This window comes from Actinomadura sp. 6K520 (assembly GCF_004349245.1).
Taxonomy (GTDB): domain Bacteria; phylum Actinomycetota; class Actinomycetes; order Streptosporangiales; family Streptosporangiaceae; genus Spirillospora.
The window spans coordinates 38,411-61,276 of record NZ_SMLC01000013.1; the positions used below are offsets into that span (position 1 = coordinate 38,411).

General features: G+C 71.8%; 15 protein-coding genes. 7 read left to right on the plus strand and 8 right to left on the minus strand.

Annotated features, from left to right (window positions below; all coding sequences use genetic code 11):
• Position 1: 1 nt before the first annotated feature.
• Positions 2–3,100: a DISARM system SNF2-like helicase DrmD gene (drmD, locus tag E1289_RS06030; RefSeq protein ID WP_131976152.1), complete on the minus strand. Its 3,099-nt coding sequence runs from the start codon at positions 3,098–3,100 to the stop codon at positions 2–4.
• A gap of 242 nt (positions 3,101–3,342) precedes the next feature.
• On the opposite strand from drmD, the gene E1289_RS06035 reads away from it, so the two are divergent.
• Both E1289_RS06035 and E1289_RS06040 read left to right on the plus strand, forming a co-directional pair.
• Positions 3,343–5,820 carry an AAA family ATPase gene (locus E1289_RS06035; RefSeq protein ID WP_131976154.1) on the plus strand — a complete coding sequence of 826 codons (2,478 nt, stop codon included), beginning with the start codon at positions 3,343–3,345 and terminating at the stop codon, positions 5,818–5,820.
• The gene (locus tag E1289_RS06040; protein ID WP_131976156.1) at positions 5,820–7,082 is read left to right on the plus strand and encodes a hypothetical protein; all 1,263 of its coding nucleotides are present in this window, start codon (positions 5,820–5,822) and stop codon (positions 7,080–7,082) included. The genes E1289_RS06035 and E1289_RS06040 overlap by 1 nt, the downstream gene beginning before the upstream one ends.
• 60 nt (positions 7,083–7,142) lie before the next feature.
• Here the strand turns inward: E1289_RS06040 and E1289_RS06045 are convergent, their stop codons facing one another.
• Positions 7,143–10,028, minus strand: a complete 2,886-nt coding sequence (locus tag E1289_RS06045; protein ID WP_165970366.1) for a BTAD domain-containing putative transcriptional regulator — start codon at positions 10,026–10,028, stop codon at positions 7,143–7,145.
• 88 nt (positions 10,029–10,116) lie between these two features.
• Here E1289_RS06045 and E1289_RS06050 point away from each other — a divergent pair, with 88 nt between their 5' ends.
• Positions 10,117–11,199, plus strand: a complete 1,083-nt coding sequence (locus E1289_RS06050; RefSeq protein ID WP_131976160.1) for a class I SAM-dependent methyltransferase — start codon at positions 10,117–10,119, stop codon at positions 11,197–11,199.
• A 13-nt stretch (positions 11,200–11,212) separates the two neighbouring features.
• Here E1289_RS06050 and E1289_RS06055 read toward each other — a convergent pair whose 3' ends face one another.
• The 4 genes from E1289_RS06055 to E1289_RS06075 are packed head-to-tail and all read right to left on the minus strand — an operon-like array spanning position 11,213 to position 14,350.
• Positions 11,213–11,665 carry a hypothetical protein gene (locus E1289_RS06055; RefSeq protein ID WP_131976162.1) on the minus strand — a complete coding sequence of 151 codons (453 nt, stop codon included), beginning with the start codon at positions 11,663–11,665 and terminating at the stop codon, positions 11,213–11,215.
• Positions 11,666–11,675: 10 nt separating this feature from the next.
• The gene (locus tag E1289_RS06060; protein WP_131976164.1) at positions 11,676–11,948 is read right to left on the minus strand and encodes a hypothetical protein; all 273 of its coding nucleotides are present in this window, start codon (positions 11,946–11,948) and stop codon (positions 11,676–11,678) included.
• On the minus strand, positions 11,945–13,171 hold the full coding sequence (locus E1289_RS38885; RefSeq protein ID WP_207928816.1) for a hypothetical protein: 1,227 nt from the start codon (positions 13,169–13,171) through the stop codon (positions 11,945–11,947). Before E1289_RS38885 ends, E1289_RS06060 begins: the two co-directional genes overlap by 4 nt.
• A gap of 57 nt (positions 13,172–13,228) precedes the next feature.
• Positions 13,229–14,350, minus strand: coding sequence for an SRPBCC family protein (locus E1289_RS06075; RefSeq protein WP_207928817.1), 1,122 nt, complete (start codon positions 14,348–14,350; stop codon positions 13,229–13,231).
• Between the two features lie 368 nt (positions 14,351–14,718).
• Between E1289_RS06075 and E1289_RS06080 the strand changes: the two genes are divergently transcribed.
• From E1289_RS06080 to E1289_RS06095, 4 genes are all read left to right on the plus strand, one after another.
• Complete coding sequence (locus tag E1289_RS06080; protein ID WP_165970367.1) at positions 14,719–16,926, plus strand: nitrate- and nitrite sensing domain-containing protein; 2,208 nt, start codon at positions 14,719–14,721, stop codon at positions 16,924–16,926.
• The gene (locus E1289_RS06085) at positions 16,926–17,354 is read left to right on the plus strand and encodes a DUF742 domain-containing protein (RefSeq protein ID WP_131976170.1); all 429 of its coding nucleotides are present in this window, start codon (positions 16,926–16,928) and stop codon (positions 17,352–17,354) included. Before E1289_RS06080 ends, E1289_RS06085 begins: the two co-directional genes overlap by 1 nt.
• Positions 17,335–18,636, plus strand: coding sequence for an ABC transporter substrate-binding protein (locus E1289_RS06090; protein ID WP_131976172.1), 1,302 nt, complete (start codon positions 17,335–17,337; stop codon positions 18,634–18,636). The genes E1289_RS06085 and E1289_RS06090 overlap by 20 nt, the downstream gene beginning before the upstream one ends.
• Before the next feature lie 179 nt (positions 18,637–18,815).
• A complete protein-coding gene (locus tag E1289_RS06095) occupies positions 18,816–19,205 on the plus strand; it encodes an STAS domain-containing protein (RefSeq protein ID WP_131976174.1) in 390 nt (129 codons plus the stop codon).
• On the opposite strand, the gene E1289_RS06100 is transcribed toward E1289_RS06095, so the two are convergent.
• Positions 19,195–21,735: a multicopper oxidase domain-containing protein gene (locus E1289_RS06100; protein WP_131976176.1), complete on the minus strand. Its 2,541-nt coding sequence runs from the start codon at positions 21,733–21,735 to the stop codon at positions 19,195–19,197. The two genes, E1289_RS06095 and E1289_RS06100, sit on opposite strands and share 11 nt — an antisense overlap.
• A complete protein-coding gene (locus E1289_RS06105; protein ID WP_131976178.1) occupies positions 21,732–22,838 on the minus strand; it encodes a hypothetical protein in 1,107 nt (368 codons plus the stop codon). The genes E1289_RS06100 and E1289_RS06105 overlap by 4 nt, the downstream gene beginning before the upstream one ends.
• Positions 22,839–22,866: the final 28 nt, after the last annotated feature.

Genomic DNA, 22,866 nt, shown 5'->3' on the forward strand with positions numbered 1-22,866 from the left:
GTCAGATCGCCTCTCGCTTCGGGACGACGAACACCACCGCGACGGGGAAGGAGTGCGGTTCGGGACTCGCGTAGCGGGCCTCGATCTGCTGGAGTTCGAGGGCCTTCTCGTCCTCTAGGCGTTGCAGGCGCTCCTCCCAGGATCTGCGGTCGTTCTGGTACTGGCGGATCTCGTCGCGGCTGCGCGTCTCGATCACCGAGAACAGCGTGTCCTCCTCGTCGCCCTTGGCGAGCTGGCCGCGGAGCGTGGCGGCGAACTGGTCGATGTTCGCGGTGATGCGGCGGGACTCGGCCTCGCGGCGCTGGTCGAGGCGCCGGTTCAGGGACTCGTGGCGGGTGTTCTTCCGCCACTCGATGGCGGCTTCGAGCCCGGGGCGCAGCGACTCGAACCGCTCGGCGAGCCGGCCCTGGATGCGCGGGGTCGCGGCCGTCCCGGCGGTGAGGGCGCGGTCGAGGATGCCGCCGAGGCGGGTGAGGTTTTCCAGGCGGCGGAACCGGCCCCCCTCCGGAGCCCAGCCGCCCGCGTACAGGACCTCCTCGTGGAGGCGGACGCCGTCCGCGCCGACGAGGAGGAAGCGGGAGAACGCGGCGACGAGCGTCGTCTCCAGTTCTGAGTCGTCGTTGATGACGGCGGTGACCCGGTTCAGGTCGATGCGGTCGTTGGACACGGCGGCGCGCAGCAGCCGCGTCGACATCGCGACGAGCGGGTGCCCGAGGTGGGCGAGGACGACGTCGTCGCGTCCCTTGGCGACCTGCTGGTCGAAGGTGACGGGGAGCTGGCGGGGCGGCTGGCCGTCCTTCGGCAGCTTCTCCAGGAGCCCGGCGGACGCGCGCTCCCACGAGCCGGTCAGGACGGGCACCTCGTAGACGCCGTCGTCGGGGTCGACGGCCTTCTTGAGCGGCTGCTGGCGGGCGAGTTCGAGTGCGGTGTCGACGACGCGCTTGATGCCGGGCGGGGTGATGCGCAGTTCGCGGACCGTCTCGTCCAGGTTCTCGCGGAGCTTGCGGACCTGGCCGCCGACGTCGGACTCGGACGGGACGTTGTCCTTCTTCGCGGCTCGCGCGGTCTCGGCGTCCACGTCGACCCGCTCACCGAGGAGCCGGCGCTGCACGGCGTCGGCGAGGACGGCGTTGACGGAGCCGAGGTCCTCCTGCATCTGCGCGACCTTCACGGCGACGCGGGACAGGAACTCCAGGTCGGCCTCGTAGGAGTCGACGGCCTTGTCCCAGCCGGTGCCGACGAAGTGGCGGATCTCAGGGACCTCGGTCTGGCCGTAGCGGTCGATGCGGCCGATGCGCTGTTCCAGCTTGTTCGGGTTGAAAGGGATGTCGTAGTTGACGAGCCGGTGGCAGTGGTTCTGCAGGTCGATGCCCTCGCTGGCGGCGTCGGTGGCGAGCAGGATCCGGACGGAATGCTCGTGCGGTGCCTTCTGGAACGCCAGGCGCAGCGTCTCCCGCTGCTTGGCGTCCATCGAGCCGTCGAGTTCGGCGAGGCGGTCGCCGCCCATGCCCTGCGCGCGGAGGAGGTCGCGGAGCCAGTCCTTGGTGTCGCGGTACTCGGTGAAGACGATGACGCGCTCGTTCGTGAAGTCGCTGCCGGGGCGGCAGACGGACTTCAGGTACTCGATGAGCTTGGTGGCCTTCGCGTCCGGCTGGGCCTCGTGCGCCGCCGCCCAGTCGTACATGCGCTGGAGGAGGGCGAGTTCCTCGTCGCGCGACTGGACGAGCGGGGTGGTGAGGGTGAGCGCGTCGGACTCGGCCTCGTCGAGGGACTCGTCGTCGAGGGCGGCGATGTCGTCGAAGAAGTCCTCCAGCCATTCGTCCTCCGGTTGGAGGACGTGCCGGGTCTTGGACCTGAGGGTCTCCATGTAGGCGGCGACGGTGTGCGCGAACGCGGCGGGGCTGGAGAACAGGCGCTTCTTCAGCAGGAGTGTCACCAGGTCGGCGGCCTTGCGTCCCCGAGTCTGGTTGAGGCGCTTGCGGCGGGCCTGCGCGAACTGCTGCAGGAGGTCGTGGATCTCGCGTTCGTCGTCGGGGTAGACGACGGGGATCTCGCGGGCGTCGCGCGCCTTGAAGCGCGGGTTGCCGTTGTCGATGATCTGGCGCTTGAGGCGGCGGACGACGGTGTCCTTCACCGCGGAGTCCTCCGGGGAGACGCCGCGGGCGAAGCGCTGGTCGTCGAGGATCTCCAGAAGGGCGGTGAAGCTCGCCTGGTAGCCGTTGTGCGGCGTCGCGGACAGGAACAGCCGGTGCGTGAAGTGCTGCGCGAGGCGGCGGATAAGCTTGGTCTGCTGCGAGTCGACCGCGTAGATCTGCTTGGGCGCCGCCGGGGCGACGTGGTGGGCCTCGTCCAGGATGAGCAGGTCGAACGTGCGGGGGTAGGTGGGGCCGTCGGCCGGCAGCACCTCGTCCAGGAGGCGCTGCGCCTTCGGGCCGCGCAGCCACGGAAGCGACACGATCGCCTGGGGGAAGACCTCGAACGGGTTGGCGGCGCTGCCGTGCGTGCGGCGGACCTCCGCGCAGCGCTCCGAGTCGATGACGGTGAACTCCAGGCCGAACTTCTCGGCCATCTCGTCCCGCCACTTCACCGTCAGGCCGGCCGGGCAGACGATGAGGATCTTGCGTCCGCGCTGGCGGAGGAGGAGCTCCTGCGCGACGAGGCCCGCCTCGATCGTCTTCCCGAGGCCGACGTCGTCGGCGAGGAGCAGGTTGACGCGGGGTGCGTCGAGGGCGCGGGCGACTGGTTCGAGCTGGTAGTCCTCGATGGCGACGCCGGAGCGGAACGGGGCCTGGAGGGTCTTCACGTCGGCGGACGCGACGGCGCCCCAGCGGACGGCGTCCAGGAACGCGGCGAGGCGCTCCGGGGAGTCGAACCTGCCCTGGCCGACCTCGGGGAGCGAGCCGGACGGAAGGGTGCGGCGGCCGGGCTCCACCTCCCAGATGACCGAGAGCGTGTCGCCGTACCGGCCGTCCTCGACGGACTGGAGCGTGACGAGGGTGCTCGCCTGCTGGTCGTCCACCGTGCTCACGACCCAGCGCTGACCGCGCACCTGGACGATGGCACCGGGCACGGGACGCTCATCGGTCACTGTCGGCGACACCAGGTCTCCTCATCGAGAATCTAGCTGCGTTGAGCTGCGCACACTTCGTAGCACAGAGCCGATGTACCGCGCCGCCCGCAGTCCCCATCCGGCCGATGCGGTCGGCCACCATTGACAGCACCATACAAGCGATCAACGAGAGATCTTCTCGTGTACTTGATACACGAATGGCCGGAGTCGGCCAGAGAACAGTGGCTTCCACGGGTTGAACAACTCCGGTGATCAACCGCTACCAATTGATGATGGGCACTGGACTGAGCGTCACCACGAACGAAACCCCGGACGGGCGCCGCATCGTCCACTACGACGGACAGTTCTACGAACTGACACCCTCATCAGGCGAGGTGATCTGCCCGGCGAGCGACGGGATCGCGCTCCACCACAGCAGGGACTGCGGGCACATGGTCGGCTACGAGGCTGGATGGAAGACCTATCCGGACCCGCACGGGGACCTGTGGCAGCGTCTGCTGGAGGCCGCGCCGGCGGACGACATCAGAGGACGGCAGGCGTTCGCCGCGGACGCCGGCCTGCGGAACGGGCAGGGCGGCCCGGTCACCAAGGTCTGCCAGACGTGCACGCTCGTCCCCCTGACGTCCTTGAACGGCCGCCGGACCGCGGAGCAACCGCTGTCGACGGCCCTCGCCGCGTTTAATCGCGCCGATAAGGCCGAGCAGCTATCCAGAGTGAAGGCGGCGATCAACCAGGTGGTGCTCGACTTCCCGTTGGAAGCCTGGCCCTCCATGCCACTCGACCGATACGCCCTCGGTACGCCGGACTCCAAGACATCCTTCTGCTACCGGATGGAATTCGGAACCCCCGAGCTGGGCAGCCTGGGAGGCAGGCACTCCGGAAAGCACCTCATCTACTGGCGAAAGGCAGAAGGGAGCTGGTACTTCGGCTCCGCGTACGAAGACGAGCGGGACGCATGGCAGCACGTCCGAGACGGATTCCTGACGGCGTTCCGCTACGCCGCCGAGGGCCGCGTCACCGAGATCGACACCATCGACGCGCTGCGCGCCGGATCCGCGCTCACCGCCAAGGCGATCTCCTGCTACAGCCCCGACACGCTCATCCCCGTATACAGCCGGGACCACGTGCGTGCCTTCATCTTCCATCTGACCGGAGAAAACGCCTCGTCACTCGAGTCGTTCGCCGCCCATGAGCGGCTGAAGCAGGTGATCGACTCCGACGAGCGGTTCAAGAATTGGCACCCATATGAGGTGGGCACCTTTCTTTACGAGTGGGCCAATCCTCGCCAGAGTACGCCTACCATCCTCAAGGTCGCGCCAGGAACGGACGCGATGTATTGGGATGAGTGCCGGGCGGACGGATACATCTGCATCGGCTGGGAGGACGTCGGCGACCTGACGGCTTTCGCTTCGGAAGAGGACTACCGCGACGCGTTCGAAGCCGCCTTCACCGAAAGGTACAAGGGCAACAAGAGCAAGATCTCGGCAAAGGCGAACGAGTTGTGGAGGCTGTACCAGCTCGAACCCGGTGATCTCGTGGTGGCCAACAAGGGCACGACGGAGATCCTCGCGGTCGGCACCGTGACGCAGGACGGCTACAGGTGGCGCGAAGAGCGAACCGCTTATCAGCACACCGTCTCCGTCAGATGGGACACAAGCTATGCGAAGACGCTTCCGGAACCGCAGAAGGCATGGGCCACGGTCACCGTCCGGAAGGTCTCGGCGGACCTGTGGCGGATCATCCAGGCGCGGACCGACACGGTCACACCATCGATCGAACGCGTCGTTCCGGACGATGAACTGTCCGACGAGATCGCCAGACTTCTCACGCGAAAGGGCCAGGTCGTCCTGTACGGGCCGCCGGGAACCGGCAAGACCTATGCAAGCCTGCGGTTCGCACTGCGCTGGTTCGGCACGCAACTCGGCGACTCGGTCGAAGGCGTCGACCCTTTCGCCAAGCACGGGACACCCGACTTCCGGCGAGGTCTGGACGCCCTTCAGGAGACCGGGCATCTGACGCAGGTGACGTTCCATCCCGCGTACGGATATGAGGACTTCATCGAAGGATTCCGTCCGGTGGAGGGCGCCGACGGCGGGCTGCGGCTGGAGCTGCGCGACGGCATCTTCAAGAAGGTGTGCGAGACGGCCGCCGCGAACCCCGAGCGGCCGTACCTGCTGCTGATCGACGAGATCAACCGCGGCGACATCCCGAAGATCCTCGGCGAGCTGATCACTCTCCTGGAGCCGGACAAGCGCGGCATGCACGTCACGCTGCCGACCGGCAGGCGGTTCGCCGTCCCGTCCAACGTCCACATCCTCGGGACCATGAACACCGCCGACCGCAGCATCCGGCTCCTGGACTCCGCGCTGCGCCGCAGGTTCGCCTTCCACGAGTTGCTGCCCGACGCCGACGTCCTCGACGGGCAGAAGGTCGGCAACGTGGATCTCGGGCTGCTGCTGCGGGAGCTCAACAACCGGGTCGTCAAGGAGCTGGGGCGTGAACGGCAGATCGGGCACTCGTTCTTCCTGCCCAAAGGCAGACCGGTGGACAGCGAGGCCGAGCTGGCGGCCATCGTCCGCACCGAGGTGCTGCCGCTGCTTCAGGAGTACGCCTACGACGACTACTCGCTCCTCTCCCGGTTCCTCGGCGAGAAGATCGTGGACGTGCGGGCGCACACCGTCGCCGGGCTGAGCGATGAGGGGCTCGTCGAGGCCCTCGCCGCGGAACTGCGCGCGGACGAGAGCGGCTGATGGGGCTCATCGTCCTCGATGAGTACGAGACGAAGCGGGTTTCCGGTGTGCGGCCCTCGGGCGGAGACGTCGCCGTCGCGGAGTCGGAGGATCTCGCCAGGAGGATCACGCTGCGCTGGCTGCGCGGCGAGACACTCGATGTCACGGCCGGATCCCACATCGGCGTCGTCAACCTCGAATGCGCGTCGATCCACGTACGGCCGAAGCTGCTCGGCTCCGAACTCGCCGTGCTGGAGATGCTCGACTACGCCGCAGGGCTCCACGCACTGCGCGACCTGCCGCTCGTCCAGCAGCTCGGCAGCGGGCTCAACCTGCGGGACCTCGTCTGCCTGCTGCTGACCCGGGAGTGCGACCGGCTGCTCCGGCACGGGCTGCGGCGTGACTACCTGCGGCGTGAAGAGGCGCTGCCGGTCGTCCGGGGGCGGCTGCTGGCCGACCGGCAGGTCATGCGCCGGTTCGGGATGCTCGACCGGCTCGAATGCCGCTATGACGAGCGCAGCGCGGACATCATCGACAACCGGCTCTGCGGGGCGGCGTTGCAGGTCGCCGCGCGCGGTGCTCATGACGCGGGTGTCCGGGGACGTGCGCGTCGCCTCGCCGCCGACTTCACTGCCGTGTGCCGCCTCGACGGCTTCGATGTCCGTGCCGCGGCTGACCGCCTCACCTACGACCGCGCGAACGAGCACTACCGGAATGCGCACCGGTGGGCGCTGATGCTGCTGGGCGGTACGTCGTTCTCCAGCCTGTACGCGAGCAGTGGCGGTATGACGCACGCCTTCATGATCGATATGAACGGCCTGTTCGAGGACTTCGTCATACGGTTGCTGCGGGACGCGTTCGCCGGGTCCGGCGTCGCCGTGCGAGCACAGGAGTCCTTGACCAGGGCCGTCCGAGGCGGGGTGGACTCCTACACGTCGATCCAGCCGGACGTTCAGCTTGTTGGGCAACGTGGTGCGGCGACACGGCGATTCTCCGTCGACGCCAAGTACAAGCTCTACGCGGACAAGAACGTTGCGGCTTCCGACCTCTACCAGAGCTTCGTTTACGCGCAGGCGGTCGGCGGCTCGTCCGAGACGCCGACCGCCTTCATCGCCTACGCCTCGGACCGCGACGTCCCGCCGAAGTCCGTAAGCCTGCACCGCCGTGACGGGAAGGTCGCCGCTCACGTCACGTACGTGGCGATCAACGTGCCGGAAGTACAGCGGTCTGTTTCGAGGCGGGAGGCGCTGTTCGCCGAGCTGCGCAAGCTCATGACGCCCTGACCTCGCGGCGGCCCGCGAGATGCGGTCATCGGGCCGGGCTTTGCCGGAGGTGGTCGGTGGTCAGTGGGTGGGGAGCAGGTGGGTGGCCATGGCGCGGGCTCGTTCGGCCAATTGGGAAGGTGGGATGTCGCGGGAGAGGGAGGCGATTCCGGTGACGGTTTCTTCGCCTAGGCGGGCGTGGAGGGTCTTCGTCAGGGCGGCGTAGCGGGCTATGTCGGTGCCCGTGGGCGGTGGTGCGGTGTCGGCCGCGTCGGCGCCGGTCAGAAGTAGAGCAGCCTCGTGGGGGTGGTCGCGGGCCGCGAGGAGTTCGGCGAAGATGCGCATGGTCGTCCACAACTGGGGCCAGGTACCGGCGCGGCGGGTGCCGTCCAGGAGTGGCGTGAGGAGGTCCACGGCCTCGTCGTGGCGGCCTGCGCGCACCAGGGCCGCCAGCCGTGCGACCCGGGCCACCTGGCCAACGTGGGCTGCGCCGACCAGCTCGGCTTTCTGCGCTGCGGCCGCGAGGAGTTCGGTCTTGCGATCGCCCGTCTCCGCCTCGCCCAGGGCGTAGAGGGCGAACGCGTGGACGGCCGTGGCGCCGGCGGTCTCGGCGCCCAGGACCCCGATCTCCGCTTCGCGCCTCGCCGCCGCGAGGTCACCGCGGTAGCAGGACGTGAGGGACAGCGAGCTGTGCGCCGACGCCCGGTAGGCCGGGGCGATGTCGTTCATGCCGGTGATCGCCCGCCAGCAGCGGGCGGACTCGTCGTGGTCTCCGCGGTACATGGCGGCGATGCCCAGGGCGAGGTGGGCGAGATAGCGCTCGTGAGGGGTGGTCGCGGAAGTGAGGGCCGCCTCGGCGAGTGCGCGTCCGCGGGCGGTGTCGCCCGCGTGGGTCACGGCGCAGGCGCCCGCCGCGACGGCCAGCGCCGATTCCGGGCACCGTTCCGCCAGCCGGGCCGTCAGGTCGAAGGTCTCCGAACCGGGCTGCCAGTGCTGGCACAGTTGGACGGCGGCGGCCAGGCGCGCCGCGTCGGTGGTGTCCGCCGCGTCCACGGCCCAGCGGAGTGCCTGCTGGATGTCGGCGCGGCGGTGCCGGAGCCGGGCGAACGCCTCGACGCTGGCCGGGCCGGCGCAGTCGGCGGCCGCGCGCTCCGTCCACCGGCGCACCCACCGCACGTACGCGCGTTTGGCGGCCGTTTCGCCGCCGGTGTCGCGGAGGCGGGCGGCGGCGAACGCGCGGACGACGGCGAGCATCCGGTAGCGCACGTCCCGGTCCGCCGGGTGGGTCGCGAGCAGGGAGGACTCGACGAGCGCGCCGAGGTCCCCGGTCACCGGCCGTTCCCACCGCGGGCAGGCGGCGGTGAGGCCCGCCACGGCGTCGGGGTCGAAGTCGGCCGGGAAGACCGCCAGCAGCGCGAGCAGATCGCGCTGGGCCGGGGTGAGCAGGCGGTACGACCAGTCGATCACGGCGTGCAGGTTTCCGGGGCCGTGGCCGTCGAGGAGGGTGAGGTCCTCGGCGGCGAGGCGGTCGCGGACGGGCTCCAGGCCGAGGACGGCGATGCGGGACGCGGCCAGTTCCAGCGCCAGCGGGAGGCCGTCCAGGCGGCGGCAGATGTCGGCGGCCACGGCCACGTTGTCGCGGGTCACCCCGAAGGACGAGCGCAGCCGCCGGACCCGGTCGGTGAGGACGCGGACGCTCGCCGCCAGGTCCATGCGGTCCGGGTCCGCGAGGGCGTCGGGGGTCGGCAGCGGTTCGAGGGGCACCAGCCGTTCAGACGGCGTGCCCAGCCGGTGCCGGCTCGTCGCCAGCACCCGCGCGGACGGGCACCGCGTCGCCACGGCCCCGGCCAGCGCCGCCGCCTCGGCGCGGACGTGCTCGCAGTTGTCGAGGACGAGCACGCCGGGCGAGACGCGGAGATGCTCTATCACCGCCGTGCGGGCCGATCCGGGGGAACGGTGCAGGCCCAGCGCCTCCGCCGCGGCGGCGTCGACCCTGTCGGCGGGGACCGGCGCGAGCTGGACGACGGTGACCGGCGTCCCGAGGCGTTCGGCGAGCAGCGGGACGGCCTCCGCGACCGCCCTGGTCTTGCCGACCCCTCCGACGCCCGTCACGGTGACCAGGCGGCAGTCCGCGACGGCGTCCACCAGCTCCGCCAGCGTGGAGTCCCTGCCGACGAAGGCGGTCGAGGTGTCCACCCATGGCGGCGTGTCCGGGGCCGGCCGGTGCCGCCGGGGCGGGCGGGCGAGATCGTGGGCGAGGATGCGCGACTCCAGCTCGCGCAGCGCCGGGGCCGGGTCGAGGCCCAGCTCGGCGGCCAGCCGGGCGCGGTACTCGCGGAACCGGGCGAGGGCGCCGGTGTGGTCGCCCATGGCGTAGAGCGCGGTGAGCAGCAACTCCACCGCATACTCCCGGAAGGGCTGCTCGGCGAGGAGGGACTCCAGGCGCGCGGCGGCGGCGCGGGGGTCGCCCGCGGCCAGGGCGGCGGACGCCCTCGCCTCCAGCGCGTCCCGGCGCATCCGGTCGAGGGACTGCGCCTCGAACTCGGCGAACCCGCGGTCCGCGAACTCCGCGTAGGCGGGGCCGCGCCAGAGCGCGAGCGCATCGTCCAGGAGGCGCGCCGCGTCCTGCGGGGTCTGCTCGGCGCGGCGCGACAGGCACTCGAACCGGTGCGCGTCGACCGTCTCCGCCGGGACGTCGAGGATGTACCCGGTCGCGTCGGCGCGGATCACCCCGGTACCGAGGACGGCGCGCAGCCGCGACAGGACGGTGCGCAGCGCGGACCTGGGGTCGGCGGGCAGCTCGCCCGCCCAGGCGGCCTCCACCAGCGCGTCGGCGGGGACGGGCCGGCCCACCCGCGTCAGAAGGCAGGCCAGGACCGCGCGCCTGCGCCCGGACGGCACGTCCACCGGCGTCCCGTCCCGCCGGACCTCAAGGGGTCCGAGGACGCCGAAGCGCAGGTCGACCATGTGATCCATCTTCGGTGATACGGCGGTGAATGTCTCGTGAAACGGGCCCGCGCGACGGTTGGAGCGCAACCACGAGAAGGAGGGTCACATGACCATCGAAACCGAACTCGACATGGCCGCGGTCGGCGCGTTCGCCGAGCGGATCGCGGGGCTGCTGACCGGCGGCGCCACCGCCGCGCTGATGGTGGTGGGCGACCGGCTCGGCCTCTACCGGGCGCTCGCCGAGGCCGGCCCGGCGACCCCGGCCCGGCTCGCCGGACTGACCGGCACCTCGGACCGGTACGTCCGGGAATGGCTGGCCCAGCAGGCCGCCGTCGGCATCGTGCGCCACGACGCGGCGGACGGCACGTTCACGCTGCCCGCCGAGCACGCCGCCGTCGTCGCCACCGACGACTCACCGGCGTCCATGATCGGGGCCGCCCCGATGATCACCGGGCTGCACCGGCGCGTCGACGAGATGGCCGACGCGTTCCGCACCGGCCGGGGCATCGCCTGGGACGCGCAGGACCCGGTGATCTTCGAGTCGACCGAGCGGTTCTTCCGGGTCGGCTACCGCAACAGCCTCGTCGCCGAGTGGATCCCGGCGCTGGACGGCGTCCGCGAACGGCTGGAGGCGGGCGCGTCCGTCGCCGACATCGGATGCGGGCACGGGGCGCCGCTGCTGCTGCTGGCGGACGCCTTCCCGAACTCGCGGTTCGTGGGGTACGACGTCCACAAGCCGTCCGTCGAGACCGCGCGTGCCCGTGCCGCGGAGGCCGGCGTCGCCGACCGGGTCACCTTCGAGGTGCACCACTCCCAGGACTATCCGCGGGAGAAGTACGACCTGGTGACGTTCTTCGATTCGTTCCACGACCTCGGCGACCCCGTCGGCGCCGCCGCCTACGCCCGTGCGGCGCTCGCGCCCGGCGGGACGCTGATGCTCGTGGAGCCCGTCGCAGGCGACGATCTGGCGTCGACCCTGGCCCGGGTGCCTACCGCGGGCCTCAACTACGCCGCCTCGACGTTCCTGTGCACGGCCAACTCGCTGTCACAGCCGGTGGGCCTGGCCCTGGGCGCACTGGCCGGGGAGGCGCGGCTGCGCCAGGTCCTCCACGAGGCCGGCTACGGAACCGTCCGGCGTGCGGCGGAGAACATGTTCAACATGGTTCTGGAAGCCAGGCCCGGAGGATGATGCCGGACGGGGTTCAGCGCATCTGCTCGTAGGCTGCGTAGGCGGCGGCGCCGTAGATCATGTGGGGGACGATGTCGGAGACCCAGCCGGCGACGGACCACTCGCGCGGGTCGGTGATGCCCAGTGCGGTCATCGGGACGTTCGAGCCGAGGAGGGCGAGCGTTCCGAGGGTGAGGATGCCGACCGGCCATGAGGCGCCGCGACGGCGGGTGATCGCCCCGTAGGCGAGGGCCGCGCCGATGCCCGTTCCGTAGCCCATCAGGGCGCCGAGGCCCTGCTTGCGGTTCTCCGCCGCTTCTTCTTCGTCGCCGAGGCTGATGTTGGCCTCGTCCGCCAGCTTCTGGACGGTGTCCTCCGGGGTGCTGCTGCCCCCGCGGGCGCGGATGGCCATGTCGAGGTAGGTGGTCGCGTTGAGGGCGGTGGTCCCCGCGGCCCCCGCGACCAATCCGTTGATGAGAGTACGCATGTCGGCTCCGCTACCCCGATTCGCGAACATCACCCGGTTCGAGCTTCGCCGCGATCGCGTAGTCGATGTGGACGTCGCGGTAGGTGACGTTCTCCCGGACCTCGGCCGGGAGGTTGGTTCGGTCGCTGCCGGATGCGGATTCTTCGTCGGCGTCGCCGGTGAACACCACGGAGTTCTCGGGGACGGTTTCGAAGCGCAGTTCGTCGGCCTTGACGCGGGCGGTGAAGAGGATGTCCGCCGATCGCCGGACATCCTCGCCCGGGCGTTGCTCGTGGGAGCTCATGATCCGTCGTCTCTTCCGCCGTTCGGTGAACGGGTCTGCGGGGCGACCATCCGGACCAGCGCCCGGCCCAGCTCACGCACGGACTGCTCGGTCTCCTGCAGCGCGGACTGCAGCGCGGTGATCTCCTGCTCGCCGTTGCGGGGCTCCGGGTCACCGCCGTCGTCGTCCGGGCCGGATTCGCGGCCCGTGTCGTCTTCGCCGGAGTCGCCGGAACTCTTGCTTTCCGGCTTGCTCTCCGCGCCGCCGCCGGTGGCGCCTTCCGCCGTTTCGCCCGCGCCTTCGCCGACGTTCTCGGCCGCTTCGCCCGCGCCCTCGCCGACCTCCTTGGCTGCTTCGCCCGCGCCTTCGCCGACGCCCTTGGTGGCTTCGCTCGCGCCCTCTCCCGCCTTCTCGGCCGCAGCACCGGCGCCCTCGCCTACGCCCTTGGCGGCTCCGCCGGCGCCCTCGCCGACCTCCTTGGCCGCTCCGCCGACCTCCTTGGTGGCTTCGCCCGCGCCCTCGCCCACCTTCTCGGCCGCGCCGCCCGCGCCCTGGCCGACCTCCTTGACCGCGCCGCCCGTTCCTTCGCCGACGTCCTTCACGGCACCGCCGGCGCCTTCACCGACGTCCTTCACCGCGCCGCCGGCGCCCTCCCCGACGTCCTTCACCGCGCCGCCAGCGCCCTCCCCGACGTCCTTCACGGCACCGCCCGTGCCCTCGCCTATGTCCTTCACCGCGCCGCCAGCGCCCTCGCCGACGTCCTTGACGGCACCGCCGGCGCCTTCGCCAACGTCCTTCACCGCGCTGCCGGCGCCCTCGCCTACCTCGCCTACGGCCTTGCCTGCGCCGGCGCCGACATCGCTCACGGCCGCCTCCACGCCGCGTCCGATGTGCTGGAGGAGCTCCGGGTTGCGGTCGAGCGTGGTCAGCACGCGGTCGACGATGATGGCGACGTTGTCGAGCCGGACGTCGAGCCGCGCCTCGGCCTCGACGCCCTTGATCTCCAGTTTCACCCGGCCGAGGAAGACGTCCGCGCCGACGTTGAGCCTGAGCATGTCGAGGACCTGGGCGACGAGCGAGACATGCGCCTCCAGGTTCTCCACCTCAAGGGATATCTCGTCCACCTTGAGGAGCGGGACGTCGAGATGGACGTCCGGTCCCTCGCTCGGCTGCGCCCGAGTTTCCGGCGAGACGATCCTGCCTTCGGCGCCTTCCGGCTCACCGGCGTCCCCGTTAGTACCCATAGCTCCCCCTCAGGCCGCCGCTACCCTGGGGCGACCAGCGAAAACGTCGGTGCGAGGTCAGGCGGTGCTCTCGGCCTTCTCCTTGGGCCGCTCCTCGGACTCCTGCTCGTCCCCCTCGGATTCCGGCTTGTCCTCCGCGGACTCCGCGCGGTCCTCCTCGGGCTGCGCCTTGTCCTCCTCTTCGGACTCGGCCTCGTCCTTCTCTTCGGACTCTGCCTCGTCCTTCTCCTCGGACTCCGCCTTGCCCTCCTCCGGCGCCTGCTCCTTCTCTTCGGACTCCTCCGCCTTGTCCTCCTCGGAGCCGGCCGCCTCCTGCTCCTCCTTGAGGGCGTCCTCGTGGGTCTTGACCACCTCGCCGTCGCGGATCTCGCCGCGCCAGCCCTCGACCTCCTCCTGATCCAGGATCGTGCGCGTCATCATGTGGCGCTTGATGTGCTTGAAGTCCAGGCGGAGGCGGCGTCCCTGCGCCCGCCAGAGGTTCGCGGTCTTCTCGAAGAAGCCGTCCGGGTGGTACTCCGCGACGAGCATGACGCGGGTCATGGTCGGTCCCAGCTCGTGGAACGTCACGGCCCCGTCCACGTATCCCTTGGGGCCCTTGGACTTCCAGACGATCCGCTCGTCCGGCACCTGCTCGATGATCGTGGAGTCCCAGGTCCGGTGGGAGAGGAAGACCTGGGCCCGCCAGTGGAGCTTCTCGTCCGACTCCTGCTCGACGCTCTCGACCTTCTTGGTGAAGCTCGGGTAGTCGGCGAACTGCGTCCACTGGTCGTAGGCGACGCGGCGGGGAAGGCCCACATCGAACTGCTCGATGATGTTGGTGACCTTCATCTTGCCGCCACCGCCGCCACCATCGCCACCGCCGCCCTTGCCTCCGCCGATGGAGCCGACGGCGTCCTTCACCTTCTCCTTCGCGCCGGTCGCGCCCGCGCTGAGGCCCGCCTTGAGCGGGGACTCGCCCTCGGCGAGCTTCTTCACCCCGGCCGCGGCCATCTTCGACCCGGTGCCCCCGTCCGCGGCGTCGGTCAGCCGCTGGGTCATGTCCTGGATCTTGTCGCTGGCCCCGCTGAGCGTCCGCACCATCAGCGCCTGGACGAGCTCGCGTCCGGCGTCCTTGAGCTGGTCGACGGGCAGATCATCCGTCAGGGAGCGGCCGTTGCCCTCGGTACCCTTTTCCGCCATGGTCATCACTTCGCTTCACAGACGATGTTCCGTGTGGGCCATAGCCGAACGAAGTGATACAAAACGCTCGACAGGCCGCTGACCAGCGATAATTGAAGATCTACCCGCCCTTGGCGGCTGCCCGGCGCGGACATTGCCGCCGAGAGCAAATTACACGTAGATAACAATTCGGGCTGATGAGGCAGATCGCCCGAGTGTCTCACGAGCATGTAGTAGCGTCCTGGGCTGGCGAGTGACCTGGATCACAGCAGCACGGAGGTCCTCATGAGCGTTGGCCATCGCCGGGGACCCAGAGCATGAGGCGCCGTCCCGGGAGAAGACGGCACGGGGTGCTCGGGGGCAGGGCCAGGTCCGTCAGATCGAGGATCGTGCTGCTGCTGGTCCCGCCCGTCACGGCGCTCGTCGTGCTCTGGGGCGTGGCCGCGACCACCTCGCTGCAGGACAGCCTGCGGCAGGCCAGGGCGCAGACGTTCACCACGAAGGTCCTCGAACCCACCGACGAGGTCATCGCCGCGCTGCAGGACGAGCGGCGCATGTCGCTGTCCGCCCTGGGCGACGACGCGACCATCGGCCGCGCCGGGTTCGAGGCCCAGCGGGAGGCCACCGACCGGGCCCACGCGGCGTTCCGCGCGTCGGCGGAGGACGAGGAGATCAGGGGCGCGACCCGTCCCGTGACGCGGCAGCGGATGACCCGCCTCGCGGACTCGCTCGGCGGGCTGGAGCCGCTGCGCGCCGAGGTCGACGACCGCGACCTCGGACGAGCCGAGGCGATGGCGCGCTACACCGAGTACATCGAGATGGCCGCCGAGATCTACGACGAGGTCCACTCGATGGACCCGGAGTTCGTGCGGCAGAACCGCGTCCTCCGCACGCTCGAGAACGCCAGGGAGAACCTCTCCCGGGAGGACGCGCTCGTCACCGGCGCGCTGGCGGCCGGGCGGCTGAGCGAGGACGAGCGTCTGCAGTTGGTGGAGTTCGCCGGGGCGCACCGGTTCCTGTACGGGGACGCGGCACGCGAGCTCCAGGGCTCCTACCGGGTGCGGTACGAGCAGATCGTGTCCGGGCCGGACTTCCGCCGGTTCGAGGGCCTGCAGAACCGGCTCATGCAGGGCGGCCCGGCCGGCGGGCGGCCCGGCGTGGACGTCGGCGCCTGGCACACCGCCACCGAGGCGGTGGACGCCCAGCTGGCGGCGCTGTCGTCCGAGATCCGCGCGGAGAACACCCGGCGCGCCGGTGACGAGGCGAACGCGGTCCTGCTGCGGCTGGGACTGACCGGCGGGCTGGGGCTGCTCGCGGTGATCGCCGCGATCCTGATCGCGATCCGGGCCGGCCGCCGGCTGATCGTGGAGAGCCGCGCCATGGCCGCGGCCGTCGACGAGTTCGCGCAGCACCGGCTGCCGCTGATCAACGAGCGGGCGCGGCGGGGCGAGGAGCCGCTGGAGGAGCTTCCGGCGGGCGGTGCCGGGGACGACGGCCGGGACGGCGGGCGCGACAGCGGGCGGTTCCGGGTGACCGAGGTCGACCAGATCGACCGGGCGTTCGCGCAGACCCGGCGGGCGGTCGTGCGCGCCGCCGAGAACGAGGCCCGCGCGAACCGGCGGCTGAACGAGATCTTCGTGACGCTCGCCCGCCGAAACCAGTCCCTCCTCCAGCGGCTGCTGCGGATGCTGGAGACCATGCAGCGCGACACCGAGGACCCCGACGAGCTGGAGCGGCTCTTCGAGCTGGACGCGCTCGCGACCCGGATGCGGCGGCACGCCGAGGGCCTGGTGATCCTGTCGGGCCGCCCGTCCGGGCGGACCTGGGCCGACCCGGTCCGGATGGTGGACGTGGCGCGCGCCGCGGCGTCCGAGGTCGAGGACTACACCCGCGTCGAGGTGGTGCCGATGGGCCGGGCGGCGCTGCTCGGGCCCGCGGTCGCCGACACCATCCACCTCATCGCCGAGCTGATCGAGAACGCGGCGGTGTTCTCGCCGCCCAACACCACGGTCCGGGTGACCGGGCAGGAGGTCGCGCACGGGTTCGTGATGGAGGTGGAGGACCGCGGCCTCGGCATCGCGCCCGACATGCTGGCGGAGCTCAACCGGCTGCTGGCCACCGCCCCCGAGCTCGACCTGGACGACAGCGCCCGGCTCGGCCTGTTCGTCGTGGCCAGGCTCTCGGCTCGGCACGGCATCAAGGTGACGCTGCGTCCCTCGCCGTACGGGGGGATCACCGCCATCGCGCTGATCCCGCGGGAGCTGGTGGCGCAGCCGCCCGAGCGTCCCGGCGGCCACGCGGTCACCGAGAGCGGCGAGTGGGCCATGCCCGGTTCCGCCCCGCCCGCGCCGCAGCCGTCGTCGTCGTCGAACGAGCATCTCGCGCTGGTCACTCCCCCGGTCGCGGAACTGCCCGTCCGGCGCCGGCAGACCCACCTTGCGCCGCAGCTGCGGCGCACCGCCGAGACCCGGGAGGAGCCGTCCGGCGGGCCGGTCCAAGAGGAGCGGTCACCGGAGGCCGCCCGCGACTTCATGTCCACGGTGCAGCGCGGCTGGCGGCGGGGCCGCGCCGCCGATGCGGGGGACGGCGGTCCGTGATGTCCCGCGATCTGCCGGGCGGGTCCGCGGATCCGGGCCGGGGCCGCGGGTCGCGGCCGGACGATCTCTGGGCGGACGAGGCGGCCGGGCCCGTCGTCCGTCCCTTCGCGGTGACCCGGGGCCGCACCAGGTCCCGCCGCCGCGGCCGCGAGCTCGACCTGATCGCGGTCGTCGTGACCGCCGAGGTGCCGATGCCCGACCCGGCCACGCTCGGCCCCGAGGACGAGCGGATCCTGGAGTTCTCCATCAACCCGGTGTCGGTGGCCGAGCTGTCGGCCGCCCTGCGGCTCCCGGTGGGCGTGATCCGCGTGCTGGTGAGCGACCTGCTGGACCGCGGGCTGATGGTCGTGCAGAGCGCCGCCGCGCCGCGCGGACGCCCGGACGCGCGCATCCTCAAGGAAGTGATCGATGGTCTCCGTGCGCTCTGACAAGCCCAGGATCAGGTCCCTGATCGCCGGGGCCGCGCTGCTGGCGGGGCTGGCGGGCTGCGCCGCCGGAACGGACGACGGCGGCCCCGCGGCGGCCGTCCCCGGGATCACCGCCGAGCCCTGCCCCAAGGCCGTGAACCGCGACCACGGCTGCATCTACCTGGGCATCATCTCCGACCTGACCACGGGACCGTTCACGGCACTGGGCGTGCCGATGGTGACGGCGCAGAAGGCGTTCTGGGACCGTGTCAACCGGCAGGGCGGCATCGGCGGCTACGACGTCGACGTGCACACCTACATCCGGGACAACAAGTACGACCCCGCCACGCACCGCCGTGCGTACACCGAGATCAAGGACAAGGTGCTCGCGCTGGCGCAGAGCCTGGGCACGCCGACCACCGAGGCGATCCTGGACGACCTGCGCGCCGCCCGGATGATCGCGGTGCCCGCGTCGTACCCGTCCCGGTGGGAGTTCGAGGACGTGATCCTGGAGTCGGGCGCCTCGTACTGCTTCGAGTCCATGAACGCGATCGACTACGCCGTGGACAACTTCGGGGCCGAGAGCGTGCTGGCCGTCTACTACCCGGGCGACTACGGCGGCGAGGGCGCGGCGGGCGCCAGGCTCGCCGCGACGGCGCGCGGCCTGCGCTACGCCGAGCTGGAGACCGGTCAGGGCGCGGCGAAGCAGGCCGAGACCGTCCGGGCCATCGTCGCGCAGCGGCCGGACGTGGTCATGCTCACGGTCGGCCCCGCGGAGACCGTCGCGATCGTCGGCAAGAGCGTGGAGGCGGGCTTCCAGGGCCGGTTCATGGGCAACAACCCGACCTGGGTCGAGTCCCTGCTGGAGACTCCGGCGGCCGACGTGCTCAAGGCCCGCTTCATGGTGGTGGCGCCGTGGAAGACGTTCCCCGCCGACTCCCCCGGGCACACCGCGATGCGGCTGGCGCTGGGCCGGGTGCAGCCGGACAACGCGCTCACCTCGGGCTGGGCCTTCTCGTACCCGCTGAAGGCGGTGCTGGAGAGGGCCGCGGCGAACGGCGACCTGACCCGCGAGGGCGTGTACGAGGCGCTCGGGCAGGTCACCACCGTCGACTACGAGGGGATGCTGCCCAGGAAGGCGGGCAACTTCTCGGGCAGCCCGAACGCGGCGGCCTTCCGGGAGTCGGTGGTCGGGCGTCCCGACGAGCGGGAGTTCACCGGGGTGAAAATGGTCACGGACTTCACCGCGGGCCCGACCGCCATCGGCCACAACCTCAACGCCCCCTGCCACACCACCGGCTGAGGCCGGTCACCGCCGGTTGCGGCCGGTGCTTTCCCACGTCAACGATTTCCGCGCGAAAATGCCCCGGGAGTGTCTTGAACAGGGTTTGACTTTCCGCCGCTTGTAGATTGATCCTGGATTCGGTCCACTTAGGGCATTGCTCGGCAGTCCCATCAGCGCGGCACACTCCGTTATCGACCTTGAGCGAGGCGACCATGGAGTTCAGCACTTCGGGCGGCGCGACCGTCCGACGCACGGGCCAGGACGCGACCCTCCTCTTCCCGGTGGAGGCGGATGTCCGAAACTGTGCCGACCTGCACGCATTGTCACGGCAACTCCTCGACGAGGGCATCAGATCTTTGATCCTCGATCTCACCGACTGCCAATTCTGCGATTCCAGCGGCCTGAACGTCATTCTCCGCACTTATGTGCAGGCCAAGACGGCCGGCGTCCGGCTGTCGATACGGCTGCCGGAGCACGGCATGGTCAGGCGCACGTGCTCGATCGCCGGGGTGACGCGGATGATCCCGGTGGAACTCGCGGGCACCCCGCCGGAGGGGGACCCGGTCGTCCGCAGGCTCAGCCGGTGACCTTCAGGATCCCGTGGGCCCCGGCCTCGCCGTGCCGCATGTCGTGGTCGACGAACGGGTAGTGGCCGGCCTCCGGGACGACCGCCTCCACGAAGCCGCCCTGGCCGGGCGCCAGGTCGAGGATCTGCGCGCCGCCGTCGTCGCCCTTGCGGAGGAGGTAGGCGCCCTCCTTGTAGACGGTGTCGAACTGGGCGCCGACGATGTGGAACGCGGTACCGGACGCCGGGCCCGCGCCGACCACCCAGACGCGGACGCGGTCGCCCGCGCGGGCCGTCAGCGGGGCGTGGTCGTACCCGGCGGCGGTGCCGTTGAACGCCCACGCGTCGGGACGGCCGTCGCGCATCTTCGCCACCTGCTCCGCGGAGCCCGGCCGCCCCAGGTACAGCTCGCCGTGGACGAGGACGTACTCGCGGTCGACGCGGGGCAGGTCCGGCGGGTCGATGATGACGGCGCCGTACATGCCGTTGCCCATGTGCTGGAGCATCGGCATCGTCGAGCAGTGGTACAGCCACGCCCCGGCGTGCTCGGCCTTGAAGCGGTAGGTGAGGCGTTCGCCGGGCTGGATGGTGCGCATGGGGACGTCCGGCGCGAGAGATCCGGCGTGGAAGTCGATGCCATGCCCCATGGCCGCGTCGTTGACGAAGGTGACGGTGAAGACGTCGCCGACCTTGCCGCGCAGGACGGGGCCGGGGACGGTCCCGTTGAACGTCCACATCTGCTGGCGGACGCCCGGGGCGACCTCTAGCTCCCGGTCGGTCGCGCGGATCTCGACGCGGTGGTCCTCGCCGCCCGGGGCGGGCTTGAGCGCGGCGTCGTAGGGGCGCCACTCCGGCGACATCGGGGCCGCCAGGTCGAGCGGGCCCGTGCCGTGCCGGGTCCCGTGCTGTGCCTGCCCCTGGGCGTGCCCTTGCGGTCGTGCCGCCGACTCCCCCGCCGGGGACTCCGTCATCGTGATCCGCATGGTCATCCCTGCGGCGCGGTGGCCGGGCACGGTGCACCAGCCGTCGACCGGCTCCGCCAGCGGCGGGACGGTCAGCGTGGCCGTCTCGCCCTGGTCCAGCATCGGGGTGGCCTGGCCGGTGGCGAGGCGCAGGTCGTGCGGCATGGCGTCCTCGTTGGTGACGCGCAGGACGAGGCGTGTCCCGGGGGCGGCCTCGATCGTCCCGGGGCGGATGCGCATGTCGGCGAGGGCCACGTCCACGGTGCGGGTGCCCGAGGCCGCGACCGTCGAGCCGGGCTGGTCCGCGCTCCCGGCCGCGACCCCGGCGGCCAGCGCGGTGAGCAGGACACCGGCGGTGATGCCCGCGACGACCGGCGACGGGCGGTGGGTGCGCACGACGGTCGCCGCGGCCAGCGCGACGAAGGAGCCCAGCGCGGCGATGACGGCGATCCAGGCGGCGCGGGTCAGCCACCCGGGGACGGGCAGGACGAGCAGCGGCACCGCGGCGTTGACGGCGGCCACGCGCGGCAGCCAGAGGCGTTCGATCACGGCCGCGTTGGCCTTGAGCACGGCGGGCCCGCCGCCGAGGACGACGGGAAGCAGGAACGTCAGCGCGCCCAGGAGCGTCTGCCCGACGAATCCCACCAGGACGAGCGGGAGCAGCCCGTCGAGGCTCTGCCGGGCCGCGTCGGCGGCGAGGGTCACGGCGAACCAGGCCGTCCCGGCGGCGAGCATCCACGACGCCGGGGTGTGCGGGCGGCGCCGCAGCAGCGTCCGGACGAACGGGACGAGCGCGAGCGCGGCGGCCGCGGCGTAGAGGAGGAGCCCGGCGGCGGCGAGCCAGCGCAGGTCGGCGAGGAGACCGCCGACCGCGGCGGCCAGGCCGGGCACGGCGGCGCGCAGCGACCAGCGGGCGATCCGCCCGGTGCCGTCCGCCATGCGGGTGCGCAGGACCGTCGGCCACAGCGTGAACAGGGTGCCGAGCACGGTCAGGCCGACCCAGCCGAGGATGTTGACGTGCGCGTGCGCGGCCCGCACCGGCGCGTGCCAGCCGGACGGTACGCGGCCGGACGCCAGCAGGCCGCCGAACGTCCCGCCCGCGACGAGCGCGACGCCGGACCACACGTACCAGCCGGCGACGTGCGCGAACCGTCCGCCCAGGGCGCCCCGGCCGCGCACGGCGAGCACGGTGACGTGCGCGGCGACCACCGCGACGACCGCCGCGGCGCCCCCGGAGGCGAGGAGGGGGGACCCTCCGGCGACACCGCCCAGCACGGCGGCGATCCCGGTGTTCAGGACCGCCAGCCGCGCCATCGGCCACCGGCGCGGGGGCGGCGGGATCCGCAGCAGCGCGGTGGCGAAGTGCTCGGTCCAGGTGACGATCGCGTTGGTCACGGCGCCGAGCAGGAACAGGTGGATGAGCAGCCAGCGGGGGGCGGGCAGGTCGTGCTGGACGAGCGCGGCCACGGCGGTCAGCGCCAGCCACGCGAGCACGACCCCGTTGGCGACCGCGTGCCAGGCGGAGCGCGCCGGGCGGCGCGCGGGCGGTTCGGTGCCCGCGGGCCTGGGCCGGATGCCGATGGACGTCATGACGGTTCCCTTCGCAGGAGGCGCGACGCGGCCACGGCGCATCCGCCGAAGAGCAGGAGCGACACCTCGCCGAGGACGCCGCCCGCGGTCCGCAGGGCAGCGGATCCGCCGAGGTCGCCGGCGACGCGGACGACGAGGGAGGCGTGCAGCAGGACGAGCGGCGCGTACAGGACGGGGTGGTACGGCAGCCGGACGCGCAGGACCGCGGGCAGGATCACCGGGGCGTGCCCGAAGACCATCGACATCACGAAGCCCAGGAACACCGCGTGCAGGGCGGCGTCGTTGAGCCCGCCGGAGGCGGGGCGTCCGGCGGCGAGCCAGATCGTCCCGGCGACGGCCAGCCAGGCGTAGCCGGCGAGGAGGCAGGCGGCGGCGTAGCGGGGCAGGCCCGTCCCGCGGACGGTGCGGCGGGCGACGTCGTGGACGGCGAGCCAGCCGGCGAGGGCGGCCATGCCGAGCCCGGTGAGCCGCCACCCGGCGTCCGGCCAGCCGGTGGAGACGGCGGCGCCCGCGCCGACCAGGGCCGCCGCGACCAGGAGGCCGTCGGACGCGCGGCGGCCGAGGAACGCGACGCGGGCGAGTTCGAGGCGCTCCCCGGCGATCGTGAGCACCAGGAACGCGGCGAGCCACGGGACGATCTCGGCGACCGGCCGCCCGGACAGCCACAGCAGTGCGCCGACGTACCAGGCGACCGCGCCGGACAGCTGTATGGCCAGGTCGCGTCCGGTGCGGCGGCCGAGGACGGCGATGTAGATCGCGATGAGCCAGCCGCCGGCGGCGGTGAGCAGGAGCTTCCCGGGGAGGCCGAGACCGAGGGCGGTGGTGACGGCGCCGAGGCCGGCGAGCGCGGGGGCGGCGTAGCCCCAGGGGCGGCCGAGGGCGACTGCGCGTTCGAGGGAGATGAGCGTGCCGAGGAAGCCCAGCGCCATCAGCGCGCCGTGCTCCCGCGCGAATGCGGTGCGCGGCATCGGGACGTCGAGGCCGAGGAGTCCGAGGGCGCCCCAGAGGCCCGCGACGAGCCCGAGCAGCGCGCCGGCGAGCAACGGGAACCGGCGCGCCGCCACCCGGGGCCGGGGGCTGCCCCGCGTCTCCAGTTTCTCCATACCGCTACTATAAATACAAGTACGGTTG